Annotated in this window: 25 protein-coding genes; 17 read left to right on the forward strand and 8 right to left on the reverse strand. The window is 63.7% G+C overall.

Features of this window, described 5'->3' with window-relative positions; genetic code table 11:
* Positions 1-435 precede the first annotated feature (435 nt).
* Positions 436-1,314, reverse strand: a complete 879-nt coding sequence (locus AC07SI_RS21600; RefSeq protein ID WP_495006473.1) for a LysR substrate-binding domain-containing protein — start codon at positions 1,312-1,314, stop codon at positions 436-438.
* Positions 1,315-1,425: 111 nt separating this feature from the next.
* On the opposite strand from AC07SI_RS21600, the gene AC07SI_RS21605 reads away from it, so the two are divergent.
* The 4 genes from AC07SI_RS21605 (at position 1,426) to AC07SI_RS21620 (ending at position 6,966) form a co-directional block, all read left to right on the forward strand.
* A complete protein-coding gene (locus tag AC07SI_RS21605; RefSeq protein ID WP_495006474.1) occupies positions 1,426-3,051 on the forward strand; it encodes a 5-guanidino-2-oxopentanoate decarboxylase in 1,626 nt (541 codons plus the stop codon).
* Positions 3,048-4,490: an aldehyde dehydrogenase family protein gene (locus tag AC07SI_RS21610; protein ID WP_495006475.1), complete on the forward strand. Its 1,443-nt coding sequence runs from the start codon at positions 3,048-3,050 to the stop codon at positions 4,488-4,490. The genes AC07SI_RS21605 and AC07SI_RS21610 overlap by 4 nt, the downstream gene beginning before the upstream one ends.
* 215 nt (positions 4,491-4,705) lie before the next feature.
* Positions 4,706-5,893 (forward strand): cyanate transporter, encoded by a 1,188-nt coding sequence (locus AC07SI_RS21615; RefSeq protein WP_495006476.1) that lies wholly within the window; start codon positions 4,706-4,708, stop codon positions 5,891-5,893.
* Positions 5,894-6,030: 137 nt separating this feature from the next.
* Complete coding sequence (locus AC07SI_RS21620) at positions 6,031-6,966, forward strand: LysR family transcriptional regulator (RefSeq protein ID WP_106804848.1); 936 nt, start codon at positions 6,031-6,033, stop codon at positions 6,964-6,966.
* Positions 6,967-6,981: 15 nt separating this feature from the next.
* Here AC07SI_RS21620 and AC07SI_RS21625 read toward each other — a convergent pair whose 3' ends face one another.
* Both AC07SI_RS21625 and AC07SI_RS21630 read right to left on the reverse strand, forming a co-directional pair.
* On the reverse strand, positions 6,982-7,344 hold the full coding sequence (locus AC07SI_RS21625) for a 5-carboxymethyl-2-hydroxymuconate Delta-isomerase (RefSeq protein ID WP_065899374.1): 363 nt from the start codon (positions 7,342-7,344) through the stop codon (positions 6,982-6,984).
* 79 nt (positions 7,345-7,423) lie between these two features.
* Positions 7,424-8,347, reverse strand: coding sequence for a LysR substrate-binding domain-containing protein (locus AC07SI_RS21630; RefSeq protein ID WP_106804849.1), 924 nt, complete (start codon positions 8,345-8,347; stop codon positions 7,424-7,426).
* Positions 8,348-8,476: 129 nt separating this feature from the next.
* Here AC07SI_RS21630 and AC07SI_RS21635 point away from each other — a divergent pair, with 129 nt between their 5' ends.
* Positions 8,477-8,656 (forward strand): hypothetical protein, encoded by a 180-nt coding sequence (locus AC07SI_RS21635; RefSeq protein ID WP_065899376.1) that lies wholly within the window; start codon positions 8,477-8,479, stop codon positions 8,654-8,656.
* Positions 8,657-8,731: 75 nt separating this feature from the next.
* Here AC07SI_RS21635 and AC07SI_RS21640 read toward each other — a convergent pair whose 3' ends face one another.
* A complete protein-coding gene (locus AC07SI_RS21640; protein WP_495006477.1) occupies positions 8,732-8,875 on the reverse strand; it encodes a hypothetical protein in 144 nt (47 codons plus the stop codon).
* Between the two features lie 196 nt (positions 8,876-9,071).
* On the opposite strand from AC07SI_RS21640, the gene AC07SI_RS21645 reads away from it, so the two are divergent.
* Both AC07SI_RS21645 and AC07SI_RS21650 read left to right on the forward strand, forming a co-directional pair.
* Positions 9,072-10,376, forward strand: a complete 1,305-nt coding sequence (locus AC07SI_RS21645) for an MFS transporter (RefSeq protein WP_065899377.1) — start codon at positions 9,072-9,074, stop codon at positions 10,374-10,376.
* A complete protein-coding gene (locus AC07SI_RS21650) occupies positions 10,376-11,134 on the forward strand; it encodes a substrate-binding domain-containing protein (protein ID WP_495006557.1) in 759 nt (252 codons plus the stop codon). The genes AC07SI_RS21645 and AC07SI_RS21650 overlap by 1 nt, the downstream gene beginning before the upstream one ends.
* On the opposite strand, the gene AC07SI_RS21655 is transcribed toward AC07SI_RS21650, so the two are convergent.
* Positions 11,126-12,028 carry a LysR family transcriptional regulator gene (locus AC07SI_RS21655; RefSeq protein WP_495006478.1) on the reverse strand — a complete coding sequence of 301 codons (903 nt, stop codon included), beginning with the start codon at positions 12,026-12,028 and terminating at the stop codon, positions 11,126-11,128. The genes AC07SI_RS21650 and AC07SI_RS21655 overlap by 9 nt on opposite strands.
* A gap of 333 nt (positions 12,029-12,361) precedes the next feature.
* On the opposite strand from AC07SI_RS21655, the gene AC07SI_RS21660 reads away from it, so the two are divergent.
* The 7 genes from AC07SI_RS21660 to AC07SI_RS21690 all read left to right on the forward strand — a co-directional run bounded on the left by AC07SI_RS21660 (position 12,362) and on the right by AC07SI_RS21690 (position 18,725).
* The gene (locus AC07SI_RS21660; protein ID WP_106804852.1) at positions 12,362-13,213 is read left to right on the forward strand and encodes an STAS domain-containing protein; all 852 of its coding nucleotides are present in this window, start codon (positions 12,362-12,364) and stop codon (positions 13,211-13,213) included.
* Between the two features lie 2 nt (positions 13,214-13,215).
* Positions 13,216-13,578 carry an STAS domain-containing protein gene (locus AC07SI_RS21665; protein ID WP_106804853.1) on the forward strand — a complete coding sequence of 121 codons (363 nt, stop codon included), beginning with the start codon at positions 13,216-13,218 and terminating at the stop codon, positions 13,576-13,578.
* The gene (locus AC07SI_RS21670; protein ID WP_120447872.1) at positions 13,575-13,979 is read left to right on the forward strand and encodes an ATP-binding protein; all 405 of its coding nucleotides are present in this window, start codon (positions 13,575-13,577) and stop codon (positions 13,977-13,979) included. Before AC07SI_RS21665 ends, AC07SI_RS21670 begins: the two co-directional genes overlap by 4 nt.
* Positions 13,970-14,977, forward strand: coding sequence for an ATP-binding protein (locus AC07SI_RS21675; RefSeq protein ID WP_495006479.1), 1,008 nt, complete (start codon positions 13,970-13,972; stop codon positions 14,975-14,977). Before AC07SI_RS21670 ends, AC07SI_RS21675 begins: the two co-directional genes overlap by 10 nt.
* Complete coding sequence (locus AC07SI_RS21680; RefSeq protein ID WP_065899383.1) at positions 14,970-15,833, forward strand: sensor histidine kinase; 864 nt, start codon at positions 14,970-14,972, stop codon at positions 15,831-15,833. Before AC07SI_RS21675 ends, AC07SI_RS21680 begins: the two co-directional genes overlap by 8 nt.
* Positions 15,823-17,757, forward strand: a complete 1,935-nt coding sequence (locus AC07SI_RS21685) for a PAS domain-containing hybrid sensor histidine kinase/response regulator (protein ID WP_495006480.1) — start codon at positions 15,823-15,825, stop codon at positions 17,755-17,757. The genes AC07SI_RS21680 and AC07SI_RS21685 overlap by 11 nt, the downstream gene beginning before the upstream one ends.
* An 83-nt stretch (positions 17,758-17,840) precedes the next feature.
* Positions 17,841-18,725: a hypothetical protein gene (locus AC07SI_RS21690; RefSeq protein WP_495006481.1), complete on the forward strand. Its 885-nt coding sequence runs from the start codon at positions 17,841-17,843 to the stop codon at positions 18,723-18,725.
* Positions 18,726-18,859: 134 nt separating this feature from the next.
* Here AC07SI_RS21690 and AC07SI_RS21695 read toward each other — a convergent pair whose 3' ends face one another.
* From AC07SI_RS21695 to AC07SI_RS21705, 3 genes are all read right to left on the reverse strand, one after another.
* Positions 18,860-19,885 carry a histone deacetylase family protein gene (locus AC07SI_RS21695; RefSeq protein WP_201143718.1) on the reverse strand — a complete coding sequence of 342 codons (1,026 nt, stop codon included), beginning with the start codon at positions 19,883-19,885 and terminating at the stop codon, positions 18,860-18,862.
* 78 nt (positions 19,886-19,963) lie between these two features.
* Entirely contained in the window at positions 19,964-21,193 is a 1,230-nt protein-coding gene (locus AC07SI_RS21700; protein WP_495006482.1) for a Zn-dependent hydrolase, read from the reverse strand.
* A gap of 13 nt (positions 21,194-21,206) precedes the next feature.
* Positions 21,207-22,526, reverse strand: coding sequence for an MFS transporter (locus AC07SI_RS21705; RefSeq protein ID WP_495006483.1), 1,320 nt, complete (start codon positions 22,524-22,526; stop codon positions 21,207-21,209).
* A 157-nt stretch (positions 22,527-22,683) separates the two neighbouring features.
* On the opposite strand from AC07SI_RS21705, the gene AC07SI_RS21710 reads away from it, so the two are divergent.
* From AC07SI_RS21710 to AC07SI_RS21720, 3 genes are all read left to right on the forward strand, one after another.
* The gene (locus tag AC07SI_RS21710; RefSeq protein WP_495006484.1) at positions 22,684-23,625 is read left to right on the forward strand and encodes a LysR family transcriptional regulator; all 942 of its coding nucleotides are present in this window, start codon (positions 22,684-22,686) and stop codon (positions 23,623-23,625) included.
* Between the two features lie 112 nt (positions 23,626-23,737).
* A complete protein-coding gene (locus AC07SI_RS21715) occupies positions 23,738-24,559 on the forward strand; it encodes an SDR family NAD(P)-dependent oxidoreductase (protein ID WP_495006485.1) in 822 nt (273 codons plus the stop codon).
* Between the two features lie 18 nt (positions 24,560-24,577).
* On the forward strand, positions 24,578-25,597 hold the full coding sequence (locus AC07SI_RS21720) for an AraC family transcriptional regulator (RefSeq protein WP_495006486.1): 1,020 nt from the start codon (positions 24,578-24,580) through the stop codon (positions 25,595-25,597).
* Positions 25,598-25,599 lie beyond the last annotated feature (2 nt).

Consider the following 25,599-nt stretch of genomic DNA (forward strand, 5'->3'; position numbering starts at 1 on the left):
CCCCCCCCCCCCCCCCCCCCCCCCCCCCCCCCCCCCCCCCCCCCCCCCCCCCCCCCCCCCCCCCGCTCCCACAGTGGGGAGATGCGTCGTCCATGTCTGCGGTGCACGGCCCGACTATTCCAGCCACACCGCCAGACTCCAAGCCTCACATCGAACAAAAATGTGGGAGCGGGCTTGCTCGCGAAGGCGGTGGTTCAGTTGAAACATCATCGACTGACACACCGCTTTCGCGAGCAAGCCCGCTCCCACAGTGGGGGATGCGTCGTCCATGCCTGCGGTGCACGGCCGGACTATTCCAGCCACACCGCCACACCCCAAGCCTCACACCGAACAAAAATGTGGGAGCGGGCTTGCCCGCGAAGGCTGCCTGCCAGTCACCGAAAACATCCCCTGAACCACCGCCCTCGCGCACAAACCCACCCCCACACTCGCTCCTCAGCGCTCCGCCTGTTGTGCCTGGCCCACCAGCCACTCCATCAGCGCTTCAAGCCCGGCCGACGGGGCTGTCCCCGGCGGGTACACGAGGTAATAGCCCATCCCCGTCGGCACCCTCAGCTCAAACGGTGTCGCCAAGCGACCGGCCTTCAAATCCTCGCCAATCAACGCGCTGTCGCCAATCGCCACGCCGGAGCCTTGTGACGCCACGGTCATCGCCAGGTCCAGGGTTTCAAAATGATGCCCCTGGGCCAGATTGCTCAGGCGCGTATTCGCAGCTTGCAGCCACAGCGCCCAATCGCGCTCATCGCGCGTGGGGTGCAGCAAGACCTGCTGCTGCAGGTCCGCAGGCGTGAGCAATGTGCCGAGCAGCCCCGGCGCACACACGGGGGTGAGTTGTTCATCGAACAAATGCCGGGCCTCGGCCGACTGTTCGGCAATGGGCGCGTAGATCACCGCCGCGTCGAAGGCCTCGCGACGAAAGTCGACGGTGTAGGCCACGGTGGTGGTGAGTTCCACCGGCACATCCGGGCGCTCCCGTTGCCACTGCATCAGGCGCGGTAACAGCCAGCGCATCACGCAGGTAGAGGCCTTGAGTTGCAGGGTCTCGCGCCGGCTGCCGATCTGCTCCACTGCCTCTGCGATCAGGCCGAACACCTGCTGCGCGCGCAGCGACCATTCACGCCCTTCCTCGGTCAGGCTCAAGCCGCGGGCCTGGCGCTGGAACAAGGCATAGCCCAGGTGACTTTCAAGCCCGGCAATCTGCCGGCTCACCGCGCCCTGGGTGATGTGCAGCTGCTCGGCGGCGCGGGTGAAGTTGCAGCACTGGGCCGTGACCCAGAAGGTGTGCAGCGCAGGCAGGGGCGGAAGGCGTTTCATCGGGGCGCAGCCATGACGTGAGAACATGGCTAGTATGACTTTTTATCGATTGTTGCCGCTACGGGCCAGCCGGTCCAATACCGCCTCGAATCAATAACAAGAGCGACATCTATGGCGACCTGCGGCGAAGTATTGGTCAACCTCCTGGAAAGCTACGGCGTGGACCAGGTGTTCGGCATCCCCGGCGTGCATACCGTGGAGCTGTATCGCGGCCTGGCACGGTCCAGCATCCGCCACGTCACCCCACGCCACGAACAGGGCGCCGGCTTCATGGCCGACGGTTACGCGCGCACCAGCGGCAAGCCGGGCGTGTGTTTCATCATCACCGGCCCGGGCATGACCAATATCACCACGGCCATGGGCCAGGCCTACGCCGACTCGATCCCGATGCTGGTGATTTCCAGCGTGCAATCGCGCAGCCAGTTGGGGGGCGGGCGCGGCAAGTTGCACGAGCTGCCGAACCAGGGCGCGATGATCGCCGGCGTGGCCGCCTTCTCGCACACACTGATGTCGGCGGCGGAGTTGCCCGGCGTCCTGGCGCGCGCGTTTGCGGTGTTCCAGGCCGGTCGGCCACGCCCGGTGCATATCGAGATCCCGCTGGATGTGCTGGTGGAAAACGCCGACGCATTGCTGGGCAGCGAGCCGGTCAGCGTGGCGCGTGCCGGTGCAGCGCCAGCGGCCGTCAAGCAGATGAGCCAGTTGCTCGCAGCGGCCAAGCGGCCGTTGATCCTCGCCGGCGGCGGCGCGATTGATGCGGCTCCCGAGTTGACGCGTCTGGCCGAGCGGCTCGGCGCGCCAGTGGCCCTGACCATCAACGCCAAAGGCATGCTGCCCGCCGCCCACCCGTTGCTGATCGGCTCGACCCAGACCCTGGTCGCCACCCGCGCGCTGGTCGCCGAGGCCGACGTGGTGCTGGCGATTGGCACCGAGCTGGCTGAAACCGACTACGACGTGACCTTCGCCGGCGGCTTTGAAATTCCCGGTGCGCTGCTGCGCGTCGATATCGATCCGGACCAGACCGTGCGCAACTACCCGCCACAAGTGGCGCTGGTGGCCGACGCGCAGATCGCCGCCGAAGCCTTGCTGGCCGAACTGAGCCACCAGCCGTTACCCCACCGCGATCCACAGTGGGGGACTGAACGCGTCGCCCGCCTGTGGGCAGACCTTGCGCCCACCTGGGACGCCGCCACCCGCGCGCAGACCCTGTTCCTCAACACGGTGCTGGAGGCCCTGCCCGGCGCCGTGCTGGTGGGCGACTCCACCCAGCCGGTGTACAGCGGCAACCTGACCCTGAACCTCGACCACCCACGCCGCTGGTTCAATTCCTCCACCGGCTACGGCACCCTCGGCTACGCCCTCCCCGCTGCGATCGGCGCCTGGCTCGGGCGTGGCGACGGGCAGCCGGTGGTGTGCCTGATCGGCGACGGCGGGTTGCAATTCACCCTGCCGGAACTCGCCAGTGCGGTCGAGGCGCGTACGCCCATCATCGTGCTGCTGTGGAATAACCAGGGCTACGAAGAGATCAAGAAATACATGCTCAACCGCGCCATCGAGCCCGTCGGTGTGGACATCTACACCCCGGACTTCATCGGCGTGGCCAAGGCGCTCGGCAGCGCGGCCGAAAGCGTGCACAGCCCCGACCTTTTACGCCGCGCCTTGCGCGTCGCCGCTGACCGCCAGGGGCCGACGCTGATTGAAATCGACCAGGGTCTTTGGATGAAGGAGGTAGCGCTATGAGCGCAGTCGTGAACGGTGTGTATATCAACGGTGCGTGGCGAGCTGGCGAGACGGTGCTGGAGGTGATCAACCCGGCTACCGAAGCCACCTTGGCGCAGGTCAGCGTTGGCGATGCGAATGCCGTGACCGAGGCGGTCGATGCTGCCAGCGCAGCCTTTGTCGACTGGTCGAAAAGCACTGGCCGTGATCGCGGCGCGCTGCTGCGCAAGGTTGCCCAAGGGGTGAGCGAGCAGCGCGAACAGCTGATGCACGTGCAGTCGAGCAACAACGGCAAGCCGCTGTTTGAAGCGGGCATCGATGTGGATGACGTGATCGCCACCTTCGAGTATTACGCGGGTGTCTGCGACGCCATGGACGCCAGCCAGGACGCCTCGGTGGCGCTGCCCAGCGAAGATTTCAGCGCCCGCCTGCGCCGCGAACCGTGCGGCGTGGTGGGGCTGATCGTGCCGTGGAATTTCCCCATGGTGACCACCGCCTGGAAACTCGCCCCAGCCCTCGCCGCCGGTTGCTGCGTGGTGCTCAAGCCCTCGGAAGTCACGCCACTGGCGGAGCTGCAATTGGCGCGCATCATTGCCGAGGCCGGTTTTCCGGCGGGCGTCTTCAACCTGGTCTGCGGCACCGGGCTGGCGGTGGGCGCTCCGCTGGCGGCGGACCCTCGCGTGGCGAAGATTTCCTTTACCGGCAGCAACGCCGTCGGGGTGCAGGTGATGCAACGCGCCGCCGAAACCATCAAGGGCGTGAGCCTGGAATTGGGCGGTAAATCATCGCTGCTGGTGCTCGCCGATGCCGACCTCGACCTGGCGGTGGAGCTGGCGTGTGGCGGTGGTTTTTTCAACGCTGGGCAAATGTGTTCGGCCACCAGCCGGGTGCTGGTGGCGGACAGCCTGGCGGATGAATTCCTGCAGCGCTTGCAGGCACGGGCGGAGGCGATCCGCGTGGCGGACCCGTTTGCCGAAGACGTGGAAATGGGCGCGCTGATCAACCGTACGCAGTACCAGCGGGTGCTCGGGCATATCCAGCGAGGCATTGAGCAGGGCGCGCGCTTGTTGTGTGGTGGCGCGCGTCCGGCAGACCTGCCCAACGGCTTTTTCATCCGCCCCACGGTGTTCACCGACGTGCCGCTGGACAGCGCCTTGTGGAACGAAGAAATCTTCGGCCCGGTGCTGTGCGTACGCCGCTTTACCAACGAGGACGAAGCCATCGCGCTGGCCAACGCGAGTGACTTCGGCCTGGTCGCGAGCGTGGTCAGCCGCGATGCAGAAACGGCTGAGCGCGTGGCCAATGGGTTGCAGGCAGGCATGGTGTGGATCAACGCCCCGCAAGTGATCTTCCCGCAGACGGCGTGGGGCGGTTACAAGCAGAGCAGCATCGGCCGCGAGCTGGGGCCGTGGGGGCTGGCGGCGTTTCAGGAGATCAAGCACGTGATTAGATCGATCTGATACCGCGCCCCCTGCAGGCGCTGGCTTGCCGGCGATAGCACTCTCTCAGTTGCAGCAGGCTTGACTGATAGACCGCCATCGCCGGCCAGCCAGCTCCGCACTTTGCCCGTGGTGCTGCAGTCATCTGGATTTTTTAGATAAGCCTAACGACTTTCTCATTTGCCCCCCTCCCCCGTACATGGCCTGATTCGCCCTTGTTCATTCAAGGCCTGCCCATGGAAAACGTTCACGCAAAACCCACCACCGCCGTCTGGCTGATGATCAGCGTGGTACTGGTGGCCCTCAACCTGCGCCCGTCGATGGCCGCCGTTGGCCCGTTGCTGTCATCGATTCGCGGTGACGTGCCGTTGAGTTTCAGCAGTGCGGCGTTGCTGACCATGTTGCCGGTCATGGCCATGGGCCTGGCGATGTTCTTTGGCATGGGCCTGGCCAAGCGGGTGGGCGAGCACCGCAGCATTGTGCTGTCGCTGCTGGTGATTGGCCTGGCGACGCTGTCGCGATTGTGGCTGGATTCGGCCCTGGAGTTGATCGTCAGTGCGGTTGCCGCCGGTGTCGGCATTGCGCTGATCCAGGCAGTGATGCCGGCGCTGATCAAGTCGCGCTTCAGCGATAACGTTTCGCTGTTCATGGGACTGTATGTGACCGCCATCATGGGCGGCGCGGCGCTGGCGGCTTCGTTCGCGCCGTTCGTGCAGGTGCAGACCGGCAGCTGGCGCATCGGCCTGGCGATCTGGGCCGCGCTGGCCCTGCTCGCCCTGGTGTTCTGGTATGCCCAGCGCGCGGCAGTGCCGCCGATGCCCCAGGCCGGCACGGGCGCGCAGGAATCGTTTTTCGGCAATCGGCGCGCCTGGCTGCTGGCGATCTTTTTCGGCCTCGGCACCGCGTCCTACACCTGCGTGCTGGCGTGGCTGGCGCCGTACTACGTGGAGCTGGGCTGGAGCGAACAGAACGCCGGGTTGCTGCTGGGGTTCCTGACCGCCATGGAAGTGGTATCCGGGCTGGTCACCCCGGCCATCGCCAACCGTCGCCAGGATAAACGCGGCGTGGTCGCGGTGCTGCTGGTGCTGATCATCCTGGGATTCTGCGGCCTGATCCTCAGCCCTCATCATTTGAGCCTGCTGTGGCCATGCCTGCTGGGCCTGGGCATCGGCGGCCTGTTTCCGATGAGCCTGATCCTCTCGCTCGACCACCTGGACAACCCGCGCCGCGCCGGTGGCCTCACCGCCTTTGTGCAAGGCATCGGCTACCTGATCGCTGGCCTGTCGCCACTGATTGCCGGGATGATCCGCGACCAACTCGGCAGCTTTGAATGGGCCTGGTGGTCGCTCACCGCCGTGATCGTGGTGATGCTGGTGATCGTCACGCGCTTCAACCCACGGCATTACGCGCGGCATATCCGCTGAGGTCGTATTGCCAAAAGTATTTGTCCCACTCCAAACATAGAAACGCCCTACAGCACTTTCTATTGGCACGTCCGTTCCGTTAAGCTTTTGCACGGTTTTGTACTGACTTCGGTGCACCGGGCTTACGGACGGAATGGATGCTAAACAGTAACTTGCTCAGAAAGCTCGATATGCAGGACTTGATGGTGTTCATCGCCGTCTACGACCAGAGCAGCGTTACCGAGGTGTCAGAAACGCTGTTCGTCAGCCAGTCCACTGTCAGCTACAGCCTGAAGAAATTGCGCACCAGCTTCGAAGATGAGCTTTTTATCAACACGCGGGCGGGTATGCGTCCTACGTACAAGGCCAGCACCATGTACGGCCATGTGCAGAAAATCCTCGAAAGCATCAACCTGTGCCACGCCGGTGGCCAGGCGTTCGACCCCACCCAGAAGGCCGTGACCTTCAACGTCTGCGCGCCGGAATACTTCGAACAGCTGATCCTGCCGCGCCTGCTGAAGAACTTCGACCGCGCCGACCTGCCGGTGATCGTCAATGTGCAGAAGCTGGAAACCGATATTCCCGCCGACGACCTGCGCGAAGGCCGCCTCGACCTGGTGGTCTGCTTCGGCCCGCACTTTCACCGCGCCCACAAGGATTTCAAGACCCAGATGCTGCTGGAGGACGACCTCGTGTGCGTCTTCGACAAACGCGCGACGCCCCGCGAGCCGGCGCTCAGCCTGCAGTCCTTCACGGCACGGCGCCACGTGTTCCCGACGCCGTGGACCTCCGACACCAACATGATCGATGGCTGGCTTTCGCGCCAGGCCCACAAGCGCCAAGTGGTCGCGCGGGCCAACAGCTACAGCGCCGCCCTGAAGATGATTGCCGGCACCGACTTCGTCGTCACCCTGCCGCGTCGCGTGCAGAAGCTGCTGGCACCGGCCACGCTGTATGGGCATTGCGAAGCGCCCAACGGCTTGCCGGGCTTCACCCTGGACATGCAGTGGAATGAAAGCAGTCACCAGGACAGCGCCAATACCTGGTTTCGGGAACAGGTGGTTAAGGTCTGCGCCGATCAGGGCTTGTTATAGCGGCTGCTGGGAAGGTCAGCCGATCGCGGCCTTGCTGTAGGAATCGCGATCCATGTCGACCAACTGCACACTCAGTTGCACCTGCAGCCCTTCTGGCCAGTCGCCCAGATCCTGCAACGCCGCCAACAGGCTCTGCGACAACTGCTGCTTGACCTGCGGTGAGCGCCCACTGAGCAACGACAGCTTCACCGCGATGAACCCGCGCGGGCCGAGGGAGGTGCCGACCTGGAAACTTTCGACCTTCACCGCGCGGCTCTTGATATCGAACTCGGAAGCGAACTGCCCGGACACCATCAGCACATTGTTCAGCCGCAGCAAGGTTTTCTCGACGGCCAGGCCTGTGAGGTTGGCGGTGTATTCCAGGTGCAGGTGCGGCATGGGTTTCTCCAAGTTTGTTGTAGGAAGATTCGTAGATATAGCACGGGGCGCAACGCCCCAGGCATGAAAGCTGTGTCAGTCAGGTTTTACCCGCCAACCCTCGATCACTCATGAAGGCCTCCAGCCGCGAACGCACCCAGCGCTCGGCCGGGTCGGTGTCGACGTGGCTGAGCCAGACCATGGACAAATCCAGGGTCGGCGTCTGGAACGGAAACGGCTCGCAGAACAGCTTGCCCGATACCGCCATGGCTTCGGCGGTGTAGTCCGGCAGGCTGGCAATCAAGTCGGTGCCGGCAAGCAACGCCGGCAGCGCACTGTATTGCGGCACCGACAGCACCACATGGCGCTTGCGGCCGATTTCGGCCAGCCACTCATCGGCAAACCCGGACACGTTGGCGGTGTGCGACACCAGCACGTGGGGGCGTGAGCAATATTCATCGAGGGTCAGCGGCGTATCGCTGGCGTCCGCCCTGAGGATGCGCGGATGAATGTGGCGCAGCAGCTTGCGCTTGGCATTCGCCGGCAGGCCACGGGTCTGGGTGATGCCGACGGTGATATCACCCGAGGCCAGCAGGTCGGGAATCCGCCAATAGTCCACGTGCTGCACCACGAACACCACCTGCGGCGCTTCCTGGCGCAGGGCCCGCAACAGCGGCGGCAACAGGCCGAACTCGACATCGTCGGACAGGCCGATGCGAAAGGTCATGGTGCTGATGGACGGGTCGAAATCGTGGGTCAGGCTCAGTGCCGACGACAGGGAATCCAGGGCCGGCGACAGGTGCTGGATGATTTCCTCGGCCCGCGCGGTGGGCTCCATGCGGTGGCCGACACGAATGAACAGCGGGTCGTTGAACAAGGTGCGCAAGCGGTTGAGCGCCGAACTGATGGTCGGTTGGCCGAGAAACAGCTTCTCGGCGACCCGGGTCACGTTGCGCTCGAGCATCAAAGCTTCGAACACCACCATCAGGTTGATGTCGGCCTTGCGTAATTCATTGCGATTCATCGGCGCCTGCCCCTTCCCCAAGACAAGCCGCAGTTTAGAAAGCCCGGGGGGCTGCGTCTATGTGCACACTGTTCATCGTAAGCCTTTGCGACTATAAATCAGCTCTTCAGGGTCGCTGGAGCATCTTCCGTGCTGGTCATTCTCGCCCTGGCCATTGTCGTGGCCGGGTTCTGTCTCTGGGCTATCCGGTTGATTGCCCACCCCACCGCCCGCACTTTGTTGCGGGTGTTTGTTGGCCTGTGCCTGGCGGCAGTGGTGGCGTTCCTGGTGCTGGCGTCGGGGTTTCCTATTTCGTTGCTGGTTTCATGACCTCTGCCCCTGACGCGAGCGCCGCGCTGCCAGCGCGGCGACCACCCGTACATTTGCACCGCGTTTAACCTGATATCAAGGCTTCAGCGGACGCTCCTGGTCGCGCTCGGACAGTTCTGTCCCATCATCGGGATGCTTCCAGGTCTGCGGTTTTTCTTCTTCCTGCCGCCGGGGTTGCTCACGCTCCGGCTCATCGCGGCGCTTATGTTCGTCAGCCATTGCCACCTCCATCGATAAGAATTGGTCACACCTTCAAGCATAGAGCAGGGCTGGAATTTCGACGGACACCCGGATTGATAGCCAATGCACATCAATCTATCCAAATTTGTCACTTATCATTTCTAAATGTGTCAGCCACTATTCTAGGTCTTAAGCGAAACAAGCACTTTAAAAAGAACGCTGGAGACACAAAACCATGACTAGCCCTACCCGGCCCGACTCTGCCCGTTCGAAAGTTGGTGCGGTATTCCGCGTTACTTCGGGCAACTTCCTCGAACAGTTCGACTTCTTTCTGTTCGGTTTCTACGCCACCTATATCGCTGCCGCGTTCTTCCCCGCCGCTAATGAGTTTGCGTCATTAATGATGACCTTCGCCGTATTCGGCGCAGGCTTCCTGATGCGTCCGTTGGGCGCGATCATCCTGGGTGCCTACATCGATGACGTCGGTCGCCGCAAAGGGCTGATCGTCACCCTGTCGATCATGGCCAGCGGCACGTTGCTGATCGTGCTGGTACCGGGTTACCACACCATTGGCCTGTGGGCGCCGTTGCTGGTGCTGCTCGGCCGTCTGCTGCAAGGCTTCTCGGCAGGCGCGGAACTGGGCGGCGTGTCCGTCTACCTGTCCGAAATGGCCACCCCGGGCCGCAAAGGCTTCTACACCAGTTGGCAGTCGGGCAGCCAACAGATCTCCATCGTGGTCGCCGCCGCGCTCGGCTATGGCCTGAACGTGTGGATGGAGCCTTCGGTGGTAGCTGATTGGGGCTGGCGCATTCCGTTTGCCATCGGTTGCGTGATCATTCCGTTCATCTTCCTGCTGCGTCGCAACCTGCAAGAGACCGAAGAGTTCGCCAACCGCAAACATCGCCCGAGCATGCGTGAAGTGCTGGCGACCCTGGTGAAGAACTGGACCGTGGTCATCGGCGGCATGCTGATGGTCGCCATGACCACCACCGCGTTCTACCTGATCACCGTGTACGCGCCGACCTTCGGCAAGACCGTGCTGCAACTGAGCACCTCGGATGCGCTGCTGGTGACCCTGCTGGTGGCGGTGTCGAACTTTGTCTGGCTGCCGATCGGTGGCACCTTGAGTGACCGCTTCGGCCGCAAACCGGTGCTGATCGCCATGACGGTACTGACCGTTCTCACGGCTTATCCGGCGCTGTCCTACGTGGTGAATGCACCGAGCTTCGCCCACATGCTCGAAACCCTGCTGTGGTTCTCGTTCCTCTATGGCATGTACAACGGCGCGATGATCCCGGCGCTCACCGAAATCATGCCGGTGGAAGTGCGCGTGGCAGGCTTCTCGCTGGCCTATAGCCTGGCGACTGCGATCTTCGGTGGTTTCACCCCGGCGATCTCCACCTGGTTCATCCACATCACCGAAGACAAGGCCTCGCCGGCCTACTGGATGATGTTTGCCGCCCTGTGCGCCCTGTGCTCGACGCTGGCGCTGTACCGTCGCGCCAACACTCGCGGGCAGGTGATGCAGGGGGCGGCATGATGAAGCCGCTGCTCACGGCCCTGACGGCCCTGGCCCTCGGCGCACTGGCGCTGACGGCACAGGCCGAGGAACTCAAGGTGATGACCTCCGGCGGTTTTACCGCCGCCTACAAATTGCTCGGCCCGCAGTACGCCAAGCAAAGCGGTGACAGCCTGGATACCATCCTCGGCCCGTCGATGGGCAAGGCGCCGGAAGCGATTCCCAACCGCCTGGCCCGTGGCGAACACGCCGACGTGGTGATCATGGTTGGCTACGCCCTCGACGACCTGATCAAGCAGGGCAAGGTCGATCCGGCCTCCCGTGTCGAATTGGCTGACTCGCGCATCGGCCTGGTGGTCAAGGACGGCGCGCCCAAGCCTGCGATCGACACCGACGCCGAACTCAAGGCGGTGCTGCTCAAGGCCAAGTCCGTGGCGTATTCGGACAGCGCCAGCGGTGTGTATGTCGAGAAGGAGTTGTTCAAGAAACTCGGCATGCCGGCCAAAGGCACGATGGTCGAACGCATTCCGGTGGCCGAGAAGGTCGCCAAGGGTGACTACGAGGTGGGCTTGCAACAGGTCGCGGAATTGTTGCCGGTACCGGGTGTGACCTACGTCGGCAAGATCCCGGAAGACGTGCAATCGGTGACGCGTTTTGCCGCGGGCATTCCGGTCAACGCCGAACACCCGACGCAGGCCAAGGCGCTGCTGCGCTACCTGGCGTCGCCCGAAGCCCAACCGGTGGTGCAATCGACCGGGCTGGACTCGGTATCACATTGACCGAAACGGTGTCTCGCGCACCAACCGCTCCAACTCCAGCGCCGCCGGTGGCAACGTCCGCCCGCGGCGCTTGATCAAGCCCACATTGCGCATCACCTGCGGCTCTACCAACGGCACGCTCAGCAGGATCGGGTGATCGCTCGCCGGCATCGCAATCGATGGCACCATCGCCACGCCCAACCCCGCCTCCACCAGCCCGATCATCGTGGTCACGTGGTGCGTCTCGCAGATACTCGGTTTTTTCACCCGCACCCCGCGCAGGGCCTGATCCAGCAGGAAGCGGTTGCCCGAGGTCTTGTCCACGGTGATGTAGTCGTGCTCGTAGGCTTCGGCCCAGGTCACGCTGTCGCGCCCGGCCAGCGGGTGGTCACGCCGACAGGCCAGCACATAGCGCTCCTGCAGCAGCAACTCGAACTCCACCTCATCGGCCAGGCTACCGCTGAAACTCACGCCGAAATCCGCCTCGCCGCTTTCCACCGCGTTGCACACCTCGCCGGCGCTGGCGTCGAGCACCCGCAGGCGAATCTTCGGATAGAGCTTGTGGAATTCGGAGATCACGTGGGGCATGAAGTAGTACGCGGTGGACGGCACGCAGGCGATGGTCACGTTGCCCATGCGCGTGGAGGCGACGTTGCTGATGCCCATCAGGGCGACGTCGAGGTCGTCGAGCATGCGTTCGACCTGCGGCAGGAACGCGCGGCCGACCATGGTGAGGCTGACCCGCCGCGTGGTGCGTTCGAACAGCTTCACATCCAGCGCGGACTCAAGCTTCTCGATACGGCGACTGAGCGCCGGCTGCGAGATGCGAATCGCTTCGGCGGCGCCGCGAAAACTGCCCTTGTCTACCACGGCGCGGAAGGCTTGGAGGTCGTTGAGGTCGAAGTTGATGATCACGGGAGGCGGCCAGTTGAGTCGGGGTGGGGGGCATTATCGTCCTAGAGACGATGGGGCGCCATGATTGTGAAGGGCAAGCGTGTTGGGGTGAGCAGGCTTGCCACGATCAAAAAGTCCACCTGCCCCATGCGATTGATTTGCCAGAGAACGCCGCGTCACCGCATAGATTTTTTCGAGCCTGCAGAGACCTTTCCCCTGTCAACCCCAAAACCCGCTGGAGCGCCCAATCCATAGGGCCTCTACGAATTGAACGAAAACACTCGAAACAATTCAAAACAGTCCGTTTTAGTATAAATTGCATGCCATTCACCCAGGCATTCAAGGAGATTCCCCGTGGCAACTTTGCAAGCTCACACCATTCAGGCGCTCCACACCCATCGCCCTACCCTGCTGACCGAGTGGGTTGCCAGCCTTGAAGCTTCGGGGGCCACACGCAACGTCAAGGGTGAGGACGCCAAGCAACAGGCCAACGACTTCCTCAACCTGCTGATCGCGGCATTGCAGCAAGGCGGTTCCCAGCAGGTCGGCCAGGAAAACTGGGCCGAGACCCGCGTGTTCCTGGAAAAGCTCTCCCATAGCCGTGCCCTGGTCGGCCAGGACTCGCAGCAGACCGCCAGCTTTATCTTCGCCCTCAAGGGCCCGTTGTTCGCCTTGCTGCAGCGTGAATACGCCGAGCAACCGACGCAACTCGCCGAACAGTTGTGGGAAATCTCCGAGTTGCTCGACGCACTGGGCATGCACACCATCCGTACGTTCCAGAAATCCCGTGAGTCGGTGATCAAGCGCCAGCAGGAAGAATTACTCGAACTCTCTACCCCGGTGGTCAAGCTGTGGGACGGCGTACTGGCCCTGCCGATGATCGGCACCCTGGATTCGCAACGCACCCAGGTGGTCATGGAGTCGCTGTTGCAGCGCATCGTCGACACCGGCTCGGAAATTGCCATTATCGACATCACCGGCGTGCCGACCGTGGACACCCTGGTGGCCCAGCACCTGCTCAAAACCGTGACCGCCATCCGCCTGATGGGTGCCGACTGCATCATCAGCGGCGTGCGCCCGCAAATCGCCCAGACCATCGTGCACCTGGGCCTCGACCTGCAGGGCGTGGTCACCAAGGCCAACCTGGCCGATGCGCTGGCGCTGGCCCTGAAGCGCCTGGGCGTCACCATCAGCAAGGCTGTTTAAGTATGGAACGCATCCCTATTTTGCAGATGGGCGAATTCCTGCTGGTGACCATCCAGGTCGACATGCATGACCAACTCGCACTGACGTTGCAGGACGACCTGTCCGAACGCATCAGCCGCACCTCGGCGCGGGGCGTGTTGATCGATATCTCGGCACTCGACATGGTCGACTCGTTCATCGGTCGCATGATCGGCACCATTTCCGGCCTGTCGCGCATCATGGATGCCCAGACCGTATTGGTCGGCATGCAGCCGGCCGTCGCCATCACCCTGGTGGAACTGGGCATGACCCTGCCGGGCGTGGCGACCGCGTTGAACGTCGAGCGCGGCATGAATCTGCTGCGTGACCGGGTAGACCACTCATGACCCAGGCCAGCAGCGGCACCCACCCGGTGCTCATCGAACAGGACGTGGTGCTGGCCCGACAATTGGTGCGCAAGCTGGCCCAGGAATGCGGCATGCGCCTGATCGACCTGACCAAACTGGTCACCGCCGTCAGCGAGCTGGCGCGCAACACCGTGGTCTACGGCGGCGGCGGTCATATGGATTGGGCCGTGGTCGAGAAAGACCACCGCCCTGGCCTGCGCCTGACCTTTCGCGATGAAGGCCCCGGCATCCCCGACCTCAAGCTGGCGATGACCGACGGCTGGACCTCCGGCAGCGGCCTGGGCCTGGGCTTGACCGGCGCCAAGCGCCTGGTCGACGAGTTCGAACTGGACACCGCACCCGGCCAGGGTACCCGCGTGACGATCACCCGATGGACGTGAACATTCCCAGTGCCCTGACCCAGGTGCTGTTGATCGAAGACGTCAGCCAGGTCGGCTACGCACGGCGTACCGCGCAACAATTCGCCGAACAGTTGGGCTTTGACGAAACCGATGCCGGTCGCGTCGCGCTGGTGGCTACCGAGCTGGCCAGCAATATCCTCAAGCATGCCGCCCATGGCGAGTTGCATCTGCGCGCCACCGGCAACCAGGGCGTGGAGCTGATCGCCGTGGACCGCGGCCAGGGTTTCGACCTGGACAGCTGCCTGGTGGATGGGTTTTCCACCGGCGGCACCCAGGGCATCGGCATGGGCGCGATCTCCCGCGTGGCCCAGGTCTTCGATGTGTACGCCGACCAACGCGGTACGGCGATGCTGGCGCGGCTGTACCCACGCGCGGCCGGCGCGAAGGACATTCGCTACGGCGTCAGCCAGCATTCCCTGCACCACGACCCGGCCTGCGGCGATGCCTGGCACCTTGCAATCCAACCGGGCCGCTTCAGCGTGATGGTGGCCGACGGCCTGGGTCATGGCAGCGAGGCCGAACGGGCCGCGCGCGCCGGTGAGGAAGTGTTTGCCCATGACGCGTTCCTCGACGCCGGCGTGTTGTTCAACGACCTGCATATCGGCATGACCGGCACCCGCGGCGGCGCCGTGGCGGTCGCGCAATACGACGCCACGGCCGACGGCCTGCGCTTTACCGGAGTGGGCAATATCGGCGCCAGCCTGATCGGTCCCGGCAAGTCGCGCGGGCTGGCGTCCCACCCGGGCATTGTCGGCGTGCAGTTTCGCAAGGCGCAGCCCTTCGACTACGCTGAGATCAGCGGCCAGTTGCTGATTCTCTACAGCGACGGCCTGCAGTCACGCTGGAACCTTGCCGACTATCCTGGGCTTTCTCACCGCCACCCCGCCCTGATCGCCGCCATTTTGCACCGTGATTTCTGTCGCGGACGGGATGACGTCACCGTCTTCGTGATTGCCCTGGAGGCCATCGATGGCTGAAGCCACTGTTTCCCTCGCCGATGAAGTGCTGCGCCTGCGCCAGGAAGCGGAGGCGTTGCGCGCGGAATTGGACGAGACCAACCAGGGTGTCCTGGCGCTGTATGCCGAGCTGGACATGCAGGCTGATCAACTGCGCCAGGCCTCGGACCTGAAAAGCCGCTTCCTGTCGTACATGAGCCATGAATTCCGCACGCCGCTGGGCTCGATCCTGAGCATCACCAGCCTGCTGGCCGATGAACTCGATGGCCCGCTGAGCCCGGAGCAACACACCCAGGTGGGGTTTATCCGCAGTTCGGCGCGCGAACTGCGCGAAATGGTCGACGATTTGCTCGACCTGGCCAAGATCGAGGCGGGCCGTATCACTATCTCGCCGGCCTGGTTCGATATGTTCGACCTGTTCTCGGCCTTGCGCGGCATGTTCCGGCCGATTGTCGACGCGTCATCGGTGGACCTGATCTTCGAAGAGCCCGTCGGCTTGCCCAAGCTCTACACCGATGACAAGAAGCTTGCGCAGATCCTGCGCAACTTCATTTCCAATGCCCTCAAATTCACCGTGCAAGGCGAGGTCCGCGTGTCGGCGCAACGGGTCGGCGAGGCAGAAATCCGCTTTGCCGTACAGGACACCGGCCTGGGCATTCCCGCCCAACTGCACAGCAACCTGTTCGAAGATTTTTCGCAGATCGACTCGCCACTGCAAAAACGCCTGCGCGGCACCGGGCTGGGCCTGTCGCTGTGCAAGCGTTTTGCCGAGCTGCTTGGCGGCCGGGTCGGCGTCGAAAGTACTCCCGGCGTGGGCTCGATGTTCTTTGTGATCATTCCTCTCTCTATCGCTGGCGGACCCGTCGATGAATCGTGACATTCAACTGCTGATCGTCGACGACAATGCCGCCACCCGCTACGCCCTGCGGCGACGCCTGGAAAGCCACGACTATCACGTGCTCGAAGCCGGCACCGGCCAGGAGGGGCTGGACCTGATCGCCCGCGAAAAGATCGACGGGCTGATCCTCGACGTCAACCTGCCGGACATGAGCGGCTTCGACATCGTGCGGGTGTTGCGCGCCGACCCGGTCACCGCCTTGCTGCCCGTGGTGCATGTGTCGGCGGCTTCCATCGAGACCGGCGACATCATCACCGGCCTGGATGCCGGCGCCGATGCCTACCTGATCCATCCGGTCGACCCTGATGTGCTGCTCGCGACCCTGCGCACCCTGCTGCGCGTACGTGACACCGAATACGCGTTGCGCGAGAGCGAGGCGCGGTTTCGCGAGATCTTTTTCAATATCAGCGCACCGATTGCGGTGATGGACGCACAGCTCAAGGTGCACGAATGCAACCACGCGTTCGCGCAATTGATTCACGACAACCTCAACCCGGACGCCCTGCTCGAGTGCTTCGCCGCCGACCAGCTCACGGTAATCCAGGAGCTGTGCCAGCGCCTGGCCGCCGGTGAGCGCTGGAAAGGCACGCTGCAGATGAAGGTCGACGGCCAATTGCGCGAAACCGAGTGGCAGATTTCACCCTATCGCCGCGCCGAATTGAGCCTGGTGTTTGTCGAGGACGTGACCGAACACCGCCACCGTGAACGTCATCAGCAGGCCGAACTGGCCAACGCCACCACCCAACTGGCGCGCACCGAGGCGCAGCTGTTGCAGGCGCAGAAAATGGATGCCCTGGGCAAGCTCACCGGTGGCATCGCGCATGACTTCAACAACCTGCTGACCGGGATCATCACCAGCCTGGAGCTGATCAAGAAACGCATCGACAGCCAGCGCACCGACAAGGTCATGGGTTACGCCGATGCGGCCTTGAGTTCGGCGCTGAGTGCCGCCGGCCTGACCAACCGCCTGCTCGCCTTCGCCCGCCAGCAGCCGCTGGACACGCGACCGATCGACATCAATGCACATATCCGCTCACTGGAAGAACTGCTGGTGCGCACCATCGGCGAACATATCGCGCTGAAGCTCGAACTGACCAACAACCCCGCCGTGGCAATGGTCGACCCGATCCAGCTGGAAAGCGCCGTGCTCAACCTGGTGATCAACGCCCGCGATGCACTGCCCAAAGGCGGCAATATCTGGGTGACCACCTACCCGGCCTATTCCAACGGCAACCTGAAACTGGAAAACGGCCCCTATATCGCCCTGTCGGTACGCGACAACGGCGTGGGTATCGAGCACAGCGTTATCGACAAGGTCTTCGACCCGTTCTTCACCACCAAGCCCCTGGGCCAGGGTACCGGGCTCGGCCTGTCGACCATTTATGGCTTCGCGCGCCAGTCCGGCGGCGACGCACTGATCCGTAGCGTGACCCGCCAGGGCACCGAAGTGACCATCATGCTGCCCGCCGCCAGCGGTCCCGCCAGCACGGCGACCAGGCCGGTTGCAGCCCCCGGCCAGAGCAGCGGCGAACACGTGTTGATCGTCGAGGATATGCCCTCGGTGCGCAGCTTTGTCGCCGAGGTGCTGGTCGATGCCGGCTACCGCTGCAGCCTGGCCGCCGATGGCGACGAAGCCGTCACCAGCCTGCGCAACGACCCGAGCATCGACCTGCTGCTGACCGATGTCGGGCTGCCCTACATGAACGGGCGCGAGCTGGCCGACATCGCACGCGAAATGCACCCCGCGCTGCCGATTCTGTTCATGACCGGCTACGCCGAGAACGCGGCAAATCGCCAGAGCTTTCTCGGTGAAGGCATGGACCTGATCTCCAAGCCGTTTCATATCGACGAGTTGCTGGAGAAGATCCGCCGTGGCCTGGATGGCGCGGCAGGCGCCGGATAAAGGGGACATCGCGCAATTGCCGGGTGATGTTCGGCGGCATGCTTGGTAACGTGGTCGACCTTTCGATCCGTCGGCGCCAAGCAATGATCCGAACCCTGAAAACCGCACTGTGCACACTCGTCCTGGTGTGTACCGCCGCCCTGGGCTTTTTTGCCTGGCAGACTTACTACCCGGTCAGCGCCAGCGGCCAGTGGCATTACCAGGTGCTGCACACGGACGTGGCCAAGGCCGCCTCGCTGATGCCCCTGGACGACGGCTCGCTGATGGTCAGCCAGGAACTCGACGACGGCAAGGGCAGCATCGTGCGCATCCACCCCGACGGCAGCCGCGAAGTGGTGGTGGGCAACCTGTCCAAGCCCGACGGCATGTTTGCCACGCGCGGCGGCTGGGTGTTCAGCCAGGAGGCCCTCGATTCGCCCGTCAGTTTCCTCAAGGACGGCCACGTCACCGAACTGTTCAGGGGCCAGAACGTGCAAGGCCTGTGGGACGACGGCGACTACCTGTATGCCATGGAAGACCGGCGCGACGAGGGCCGTGTGCTGCGTTATCGCTGGAGTGACCAGAGCCTGAGCGTCGTACGCACGGGCATGGACGAAGGCGAATCGATCATCCGCTGCAGCGACGGGCGCATGCTCTACACCAAAAAGAAGGAAGGCATGGTGCGCGAGCTGACCGAGGACGGCAGCGACCCGATGGTCGTGGACGGGCTGAACCAGCCGACGTTCCTGATGTGTGATGCGCGGGGCCTGTGGATCAACGAGGACGCCACCCACCGCGCGCGCTTGCTGCTGATCGACAAGCAGGGGCACCGGCAGACGATCCTGTCATTCCTGAAAGCGCCGCAGTCGATTGTGCCGACAACTCGAGGCACTTACCTGTTGGCCGAAGGTGGGCGTGACCGGGTACTGGAGTTGACGCCGCCCATGACGCATGTTGCGGTGGGCGACGACGGCGCTTCGACGCGTTGATTGTGATCGGGAAGTTGCTATCCCGGCAGAACGCCTGGTCAAACCGTTCAAGCTCCCGGTGACCGCCCCCTCATGACAAGCCACGTGACGATCACAACGCGAGATCGTCACGCAGGTGCCACGTCACTCTTGCCTTACTTCACCCAAGCCTGTGGCCCATCGAAAAACGCCTGCGCATTCGCGTCCAGTGTCTCCAGGTGATAGCCACCCTCCTGCACGATCACACACGGCAGGCCCAGCCCGCGAATGCATTCGCCCAACCGCGCGAAGCCTTCGCGCGTCACCGCGACTTTACTCTGCGGGTCCAACTCGTAGATATCGAAGCCCAGGGACAGCACCAGCACATCGGCCGAAAAGTCCTTCAGCGCCTTCAACGCCACTTCAAGCTTGTCGAAGAACACAGCCTCACTGGCGCCATGAGGCATCGGCAGGTTGAGGTTGAAACCTTCACCCGCCGCGCTGCCACGCTCTTCGGCGAAGCCGGCGACACCGGGGTAGAAGTTGGTCGGGTCGCCGTGGATCGACACGTAGAGCACGTCGTCGCGCGTGTAGAAAATCTCCTGGATGCCCTGGCCGTGGTGCATGTCGGTGTCGAGCACGGCAACACGCTGGAAGCCGTCGCGCAACACTTGCGCGGCCACGGCGGCGTTGTTGATGTAGCAGAACCCCCCTGCCGCATCGAAACGCGCGTGATGCCCCGGTGGCCGGCATAACGCGTAGGCAGCCGGGGCGCCGTCGAGAATGTCCCGGGCGGCGGCAACTGCGCTTTGCGCCGACCAGTAGGCCGAGCGCCAGGTGAGTTCGCCGACCGGGCAACTGCCATCGGCGAGGTAGCGTGCGGCCTGGGCAAGGATGCCGCGCAGCGCGTTGGGCTCGCGCACGAAGATGTTCGACATGACTTCGTCGCCCCAGTCTTCGGGGATTTCTTTCCAGCGCTGATGGGCTTCCTGCAGGAACGTCAGGTAAGGCGCACCGTGCACGGCAAGCAGCGGCTCAAGGCCGTGATCGGCCGGCTGCTGGATGTCGAACCCAAGAGTCTGCGCGGCCTGCAGCAGGTTGCGCGCGCGCTCGGGAACCTCCTGCGGCGTGCGCATCTGGCCACGGGAGTAATAGCTGCGTGGATGGTGCAGCAGCTGTTCGGGGTGGAAAAAAGTACGCATGGCAATCTCCTCAATACACAGGGTTGCGGGTAGACGCTGCCCACAGGTGAGCTTCTTCAGTCTTCCCGAACGGTGTTGTCAGTCGGCCCGGCCGGCGCGTTGCAGCACGGCGTTGAGCAATACGTCGGTGCCCTGGCGCACGTCCTCGGGCAACACGTCTTCGGCTTCGTTGTGGCTGAGGCCGCCGACGCAGGGGATGAAGATCATCGCGGTCGGGCAATAGCGCGCCAGGTGGATGGCATCGTGGCCAGCACCGCTGACGATTCGTTGCTGACTGTAGCCCAGCGCATCCACCGCGGTTTGCACGCAGGCCACGCATTCGGCGTCGAAGGGCGTTGCCGGGCTGACCCAGTGCGGGGTGACGGTGACGGTGAGCCCGCGCTGCTCAGCGATGGCCTGCAACTGTTGGCGCACCTGTTGCTCCATGGCGTCGATAGCGCTGTCGCGGTGATGACGCAGGTCGACCGTGAAATTCAGCAGGCCGGGGATGGTATTGCGCGACGATTTGGCAATGCTCAGCTCACCGACGGTGGTCAGGCCCTCGGGGGCAAAATCGGCGGCCAATTGCTCCAGCGCCTGGATCATCCGGGCCGCGCCATACAGCGCATCTTTGCGCAGCGGCATCGGCGTGGTGCCGGCATGCGCGGCCATGCCTTCGACGCGCACGTCGAGCCAGCGAATCGCCTGGCCGCCGGTCACCACGCCGATGCTCTTGGCGTTGTCTTCCAGGATCGGGCCTTGTTCGATATGCGCTTCGAAGTACGCATCCACCGCGCCGCCCAGCGGGCGCGCGCCGTTATAGCCGGTGGCGCGCAGGGCCTCGGCCACGCTGATACCGTCGACATCGGTCGTGGCCAGCGCCGGGGCCAGCGCCAGGCTGCCGGTGAATACCGCCGAACCGAGCATGGCCGGGGTAAAACGCGCGCCCTCCTCGTTGGTCCACACCGCAATCTCCAGCGGTTTGCGGGTCCGGATGCCGTGGTCGTCGAGGCTGCGGATCACTTCGAGGCCAGCCAGTACGCCGTAGACGCCATCAAAGCGCCCGCCTTCTGGCTGGGTGTCGAGGTGACTGCCGATCATCACCGGGGCGGCGTCCTTGTCCGTGCCGGCGCGCCGGGCGAAGAGGTTGCCGATGGCGTCCACGCTGAGGGCCAGCCCGGCAGCGCTACACCAGTGACTGAACAGCTCGCGACCGGCCTGGTCTTCGGCACTCAAGGCCAGCCGGCAACTGCCGCCGCGCGCAGTGGCACCGATCTCGGCCATGGCCATCAGGCTGGCCCACAGGCGTTCGCCGTTAATCTTCAACATGATGCAATCTCCCTCAGGCACTCTGTGCCATTTCAATTCGGTGCGCGCTGGCGTGGCGGCGCGACAAGGCCAGTACGCACACCAGCGACACCGCCGCGATCAGGCTGTAGAACACTGCCATCGGCCACCATTGGCCCTGGTATTCGTGGGCCAGCCAGGTGCCGATCAACGGCGTCAGGCCACCGGCCAGCGCACCGCACACCTGATAAGCCAGGGAGATGGCGGTGTAGCGCACGCGGGTTTCGAACAGGCCGCTGACAAAGCCTGCGATCACCGCATAAAAAGAGGCCATGCACACCACTGCCAAGGCGATGCCGAGGATGATCAACGGCGCCTGGCCACTGCTCACCAGCACGAACATCGGATAAGGCGAGGCCATTGCCAGCACGGTCATCGCACACAGGAAACGCGTGGCACCGACCTTCTCTGCCACCCAGGCCGCCAGGGGCTGGACACAGAACTGAATGATCGCCACGAAGAACAGGCACTCCAGGATCAGCGAGCGCGGTAGGTCCAATTGCTGAGTGCTGTAGGCAATCATGAAGGTGTTGGTGAAATACACCCCGGCAATCCCCAGGGTATTGGCACCGATGCACAGCAACAGTGGGCGCCAGGCGGTTTTCAGCACTTCGATCACCGGGGCCTGGTCCCGCTTGATTGCCCGGGCTTTTTCCGCGAGGGCCTTGTCTTCGAGGAACTCCGGCGACTCGTTGACGCCAAGGCGAATCGCCAGGCCGACCACCAGCAGCAAGGCGCTGGCGAGGAACGGCAGGCGCCAGCCCCAACTGAGCAAGTCTTCTTCGGGCAAACGGGTGACTGCGCTGAACGCCAGCAGGGACAGGATCAACCCCGCCGGGCTGCCCAGTTGCGCGAAGGACGCGAAGAAGTTACGCCGCCCTTTCGGCGCGTGCTCGCCGGCCATCAATACCGCCCCGCCCCACTCGCCGCCGACGGCAATGCCTTGCACCACCCGCAACAGCACCAGCAAGACCGGTGCTGCGGCGCCGATCTGCGCATAGGTCGGCAACAGGCCGATGCAGACGGTGACCACGCCCATCATCACCAGGGTGATCACCAGGGATTTCTTGCGGCCGATCCGGTCGCCGATATGGCCGAACACAATGCCGCCCAAGGGCCGCGCGAAGAAGCCCACGGCGAAGGTGCCGAACGCGGCCATGGTGCTGAACAGTTTGTCTTCGGAAGGGAAAAACAGTTGGCCAAACACCAGTGCAGCGGCGGTGGCGTAGATGTAGAAATCGTACCACTCGATCATGGTGCCGATAAAAGCGGCGGCCGCAGCACGGCGAGGCTGGGGCGAAGCGGAAGGCTTCATGGGCGGGCTCCTTTGGTTATTTTTTTGGCAGGAGAAAGGTCAAACGCAGGCGCTCTGATGGCGCTTGTCGAGGAGGATTTTTCGTCTCGGGGCTATGATTAGTCAATTTTCTATTTATTATGCCGATTATAAATCCTGCTTATGATCGAGCCCGCGCATGTCCGAACCCCGCCGCGATATTCACCCGCTGCTCAACGACCGGCTGGACTGGAACCTGCTGCGCACCTTTCGCGTGATCGGCCAGGAGCTGAGCATCAGCCGCGCCGCCGCGCGCCTGCACCTGACGCAACCGGCGATCAGCCAGGCGCTCAAACGCCTGGAAGAACAACTCGACTGCCAACTGATCGTGCGCCGTGGCCCGCGCTTTGTACTGACCGAAGCCGGCGAACAGATTTTCGCCATCGCCGGCGAGATGTACGGCCAGGTCTCGCAGATGAGCAACGCCCTGCAAAAACCCGGCGATGAAGTGATCGGCAAAGTGCGCCTGCTGATGATCAGCCGCATCAACTCAGAGACCTTTGATGACTTCCTCACGGGCTTCCACCGCGAACATCCGCGGGTCGACCTCGAGGTCGAGGTGATGCGCAGCTCCGACATCGTCGCCGCCCTGCTGGAAAAAACCGCGACCCTCGGGCTGAGCCTCAATCGCCGGCCGCAGCCGCGCCTGGAGCAGCACCTGTTCCTGCGTCAACGCTACGCATTCTTTTGCGGGCGCCACCACCCGCTGTTTGGCCGTACCGGTTTGGCCGAAGGTGATTTGCAGTCGGAGAACTTCGTCAGTTTCACCAGCGACCAGATCGGCGGGATGCTCTCGCCACTGACCATCTTTCGCGATCAGCAAGGCTTCAGCGGGCGCATCGTGGCCTCGTCCTCCAGCCTGGAAGAAGTGCGACGCCTGGTGATCGCCGGGTTCGGCCTGGGGTGCCTGCCGATCCATGTGGTGGCGGAGGACGTGAAAAACGGGCTGCTGTGGCGGCTGCCGCCCGATGAAGGGATCGCCGATGTGGACATTCACCTGTTGTGGAATCGTGAACAGAAGATGAGTCGGGCCGAGACGGTGTTTATCGAGAGCCTGGCCGAGCGCTTGACCCGCGAATAATTGGCGTCTTTTGCAAGTCACTTGGCGCCCTTCTGCTAGTGCCCGGACCGCGTTCATCGACCATCCTGGGTGCCCAGGCTGCTTGAGCCGCTCGAAACGAAGAGGTGTTCGCATGTCCAAGATCTGGTTTATCACTGGCAGTTCGCGTGGCCTTGGCCGCGCCATCACCGAAGCGGCCTTGCGCGCCGGCGATCGTGTGGTGGCCACTGCACGCACTCCCCGCCAACTGGATGAACTGGTGGCCGAGTACGGTGACGCAATCTACCCACTGCAACTGGATGTGACCGACAACCTGCAGGTCCTACAGGCCGTGGAGGCCGCCGTGGCGCACTTCGGTCGCCTGGATGTGGTGGTCAACAACGCGGGGTATGGCGACCTGGCGTCGGTCGAGGATGTCACCCTGGAGGACTTCTCGGCACAGATCGACACCAACTTCTATGGTGTCGTGCACGTCAGCAAGGCCGTGGTACCGATCCTGCGCGCCCAGGGTCGCGGGCATATCTTTCAGGTATCGTCGTTGGGCGGGCGGATTGGCATGGCGGGCCTGGCGGCGTACCAGAGTGCCAAGTGGGCCGTGGGCGGCTTTTCAACCGTGCTGGCGCAAGAGGTCAACCCGCTGGGCGTGCAGGTGACGGTGCTGGAACCGGGTGGCATGCGTACCGACTGGTCGGGCAGCTCCATGACGATTGCGCCGATCAGTGCGCCCTATCAGCAAAGTGTCGGTGCACTGGTTGAGTTGCTCAACTCCCCCGGCATTTTGCCGACCGGGCCGGAGCGGGTGGCCGAGATCGTGCTCGAACTGGCCCTGCGTGAAGACGCGCCCCTGCGCCTGTTGATCGGCAGCGACGCGGTGCAATATGCCGCGCGGGCGGCGGCGGACCTGGCAGCTTCCGACGAGAAATGGCATGACCTCAGTGTGTCAGCCTCCGATTGATTGAAACAAAGGTGGTCCATGTCTGACGCACGCCAATCGCGCTTCAACATTCCGCAGGTATTCTGGCACGCCCTGACAACCATCGGGCTGGAGCCTGCAGCGGTGTTACGCCAGGCACGACTGCCAATGACCCTGCACTTGGACGAGCGCGGTGATCGTCGCCACGTCAGCACCGAGGAATATTTTCGCCTGTGGGAAGCCGTGGGCGTGCTCAATCCCGACCCGGCGGCCGGCGTCCTGCTGGTCACCCAGCTGGACAGCAGCGCCCTGCCACCGTCCAGTTTTGCCGCGTTCATCGCCCGCGACTTTCGCGATGGCCTGCATCGCCTCGCACGCTTCAAGCAACTGTGTACGCCCGAACGCGTGCAGGTGAGCGAGGACGGCGCGACCTGCACGGTCACCCTCGACTGGCTGCGCACCCAGCAGCCGCCACCGCGGCTGTTGATCGACGCGGCGTTTGCGACGTTTGTCGAGCTGGGCCGGCGCGGCTCGGGGGTGCACATCACGCCGCGCCGTGTCGAACTGGCCCGCCCCCGGAGCAACAGCCCGGCACTGGCGGAGTTTTTCGGCTGTGCCATCCGTTTCGGTGCCGCGCGCAATGCCTTGGTGTTCGATACCGCCGACCTCAAACGGCCCTTCCCTGGCCATAACCCGGAACTGCTCGACCTGCTGAACCCAGCCCTGGTGGCGGCGTTGGCCGAAGCGACCGCGCCGGCCACGATCAGCCACCAAGTGAAAAGCACCCTCAAGCGTCTCTTCGCCAGTGGTCGCCCGGAGATGGTCGACGTGGCCCGCGAACTGGGCCTGAGCGAACGCACCTTGCAGCGGCGCATGACCGAGGAAGGCACAGGCTTTCGGCAATTGCTGCTGGAGAGCCGCCAGGAGGTGGTGCGCCATCTGCTGGCGGAGCCGTCGATCGAAATAGACGAGATCGCCTGCCTGCTCGGTTACGAAGACACCAACTCGTTTTATCGCGCGTTTCGCACCTGGGAAGGCACCACGCCCACGCGTTGGCGCGCCCTGCAGACCCGTCACTGAGA

The sequence above is a fragment of the Pseudomonas sp. GW821-FHT05D12 genome (genome assembly GCF_059419825.1).